This window comes from Anaerolineae bacterium (genome assembly GCA_016931895.1).
Classification (GTDB): Bacteria; Chloroflexota; Anaerolineae; order 4572-78; family J111; genus JAFGNV01.
This window is the reverse complement of the sequence record JAFGDY010000046.1, coordinates 1-2,931: the sequence shown is the minus strand read 5'-3', so window position 1 is coordinate 2,931 and position 2,931 is coordinate 1. Positions and strand designations below refer to the sequence as shown.

The window sequence follows — 2,931 nt, the reverse complement described above, 5'->3', positions numbered from 1 at the left end:
GCGTACAGATTGCGCGCCCGGTCCCCGGCTTGCAGCAAATAATCTATGGCTTTGTCGGCCTGCCCAGCCCTGGTATAGTGATGGGCCAGTTGAATGGTAATTTTGCCGGTTTGATCTGCGTAAAGCGCCTCTAACGCGCCGGCAATATCGTGGTGCAGCAAGCGCCGCTCTCCGGCACCAAGGTGATTATACAAATATTGCTGAAACAGGGTGTGGGTGAAACGGTAGCGGGAAAGAAACCGGCTGCCAACTTCCACCTCGCCCTGCGCCTGGATCAAACGGTGGCGCGTTTCCAATTCTAACGACAATGCCTGTAGAAGTTGGCGCTCGTTAATGCCCTGCACCCGGGCAATAACCTGGGCGGTAAAACGGTCTCCTTCTACACTGGCCACAGCCAGAAGGTGGCGCAAGTTATCGGCCAGGCGATCAAGCCTTTCCTTGAGAATGGCTTCAACCCTGGCAGGCAAGGAAGCCCAGTTAAGCTTTGGCCCTTCTACCCACTGGCCCTGCGCATTGCGGACCAGATCGCCCCGCTGCTGCATGGCCCATAACAATTCCACAGTAAACAAGGGGTGTCCCTGGGTTTGACGATATAGGGCGGTGCGAAATTCCGCCGCCAATTGATTGGCCTGGGTATCCAGCAAGGCTTCCACAAATTGAGGCCCTGTTGACTGATCCAGATCAATCTGGACATCTCCATAAACCCGTTTTAATTCATTAATCACTGATTCCAGGGGGTGGCGTTCTCCATTGCGTCCCAAGGCCACGTCGTCGGAGCGGTAGGTAATGACCATCAGGATATGATTACTGGTGATTTGCCGGCCCAGGTGGAATAACAGGTTGATCGAGGCCGCATCGGCCCATTGGGTATCGTCAATCACCAGCAGCAGCGGTTGTTGTTTGGCCAGGGCCTGGATCACGTGAGTAAATTGCTCAAAGAGGTCATTTTGCGCAATGTTGGCCGTCCCGTTTCCTCCATTTTTATCCTCTATTAACTTTTTCCAACTATCAGGCCCGGGTATGAACTGCACCCGGCTGGACAGGGTTAGCCGGGGAATGAAGGTGTCAATTAAATCCGGGCCAAATTCCAGCAGAGCCTGCACGGAGGCGGGGAATAGATTCCACAGGCGACCGGCATTTTCCGGGGTAATGGCGCCCTGGTTCCACTTGGGTTCTATATCGCCCGTGAGCAGCCCCAGGATCTCGCGGAAAGGCCGATAGGGATCGCCGGAGCCGATGTGGGCATTACAATTGCCTGGGGTGACAAGCAGATTGGGGGTGGTTTCCTGGGCGCGCCGGGCAAACTCTTGGATGAGGGCTGTTTTGCCGCTGCCCGCTTCGCCCGTGATAAAGACAACCTGGCCTTGACCAACCAGAGCCAATTTAAGATAGTCGCTCATTTGAGCCAGCTCACCTTCACGGGCCACAAACGGGGCCAATGGACTGGGCCGGGGCGGCGTTGCGGATAGGAATGGAGGTGGAGTTAAAGGGGCAGAGGCGGTAGGGGGCGGAGGTGCAGAAGTGGGCCTTTTCTCCTGCCGCGCCCGGGGAAGAGTCTCCTTTTTTCTGGACAAATTGCCGGTGCGGATACGTTCATACAGAGCTGTGGTTTCTGCTGAAGGTTGAGCCGCCAGTTCTTCTTCAAAAATGCGGACACATTCCTGGTATTGGCGCAGAGCCGCCGCCCGCTGATCGGTATAGGCATACAACTGCATCAAAAGTTGATGGGCAGGTTCGTGGAGCGGATCAAGCTCAAGCCAGCGGCGAGCATAGGTGATGGCCAACTCATCTTCTGTCTGGGTGTGGTGATAGTGGGCCAGTCGTTCCAGACACCCGGCCAATTCACGCCGCAGCTCTTCGGCCTGAAAAAATTGCCAATCATCAAAAGTAGGGCTATCACGGAGGGTAAATCCGGCCAGAAAATCGTCACGGTAAAGGGCGGCCGCTTGGGTGAGGGCCGAAAGACAGGCGGAACATATCTCAGACGAGAGGTGATTGTGCGCCTGGCACGCGGCCAACTGCTGGCGGAACTGGGCCACATCAAGCCACAGGTCAGGCGTATGGGCCAGGGTAATGGTTTCCCGGCTTGTTTCCAGCCAGTCGCCGCCCAGCGCCTTATTCAAAACCGAGAGGGTGCGGCGCAGCGCGCCACGGGCGCGGGTTTGGTCGTAGTCCGGCCAGAGTAGGGTGGCCAGCGTATCCCGGCTGTGTTCCTGCCCGGTTACGGCCAGATAAGCAATAAGGGCCATAGCCTTGCGACGGGCTATTTCAATGGTCGTCCCGTTGAGTTCCAGCCGGGGCGAGCCAAATAAAAACAGCGCCAAATGGGCCATAACACAATTCCTCCTCGCCAGTAATTTTACTAAAAATCGGCAAAATAGCAATGAAATCTGTTCTGAGACGCTTTTTGGGACGTTTTTTGAGGCCATCACGAGACGGCGGCCGGTTATACTATAGGCAGTAAAGTTGACGGAAAGATGTATTTTTTAAGGAGGCCCAAATGTTTATTGCCCATGATTATGAACTAAAGCGAGAACAATACCGGGATTTACTGCGTGAAGCGGAAAAAGAGCGGCTGATCAAGTTGCTGGCCGGGGGCAGTAACCGGCCCGAAGAGAAGGAAAACCTGGAGAATTTGTTCGCCGGCATGGCCGGCGCGGCCAAACGGTCGGTTTTAATTGCCAAATTGCGGAACGCCGGCTAATTTGCCCGCCCGCCTACACATCACCTAAGCCTCGCTCCGGCGAGGCTTTTTTATTTGGCGGAGCTATTCGTCTTACAAACCGAATTAGGGAGTGAAAGTTTGGGATATGAATTTTCTCGGGTATAACATTAGGGTAGGGTTTTTACAGCGCTTAAAAATATCTCCATAGTTTATCAAATTCAATAAAGAGAAAGGGGTGCAATGATGCAATATCGGTATCTTGGTTC

2 protein-coding genes are annotated in these 2,931 nt (G+C 54.4%); one reads left to right on the top strand and one right to left on the bottom strand.

Annotated features, from left to right (window positions below):
• Positions 1 to 2,333, bottom strand: a 2,333-nt coding sequence (locus JW953_04155) for an AAA family ATPase (protein MBN1991870.1), incomplete at its 3' end; no start/stop codon positions are given.
• A gap of 167 nt (positions 2,334 to 2,500) precedes the next feature.
• Between JW953_04155 and JW953_04150 the strand changes: the two genes are divergently transcribed.
• Positions 2,501 to 2,704, top strand: a complete 204-nt coding sequence (locus tag JW953_04150) for a hypothetical protein (protein ID MBN1991869.1) — start codon at positions 2,501 to 2,503, stop codon at positions 2,702 to 2,704.
• The last annotated feature ends 227 nt before the right edge of the window (positions 2,705 to 2,931 follow it).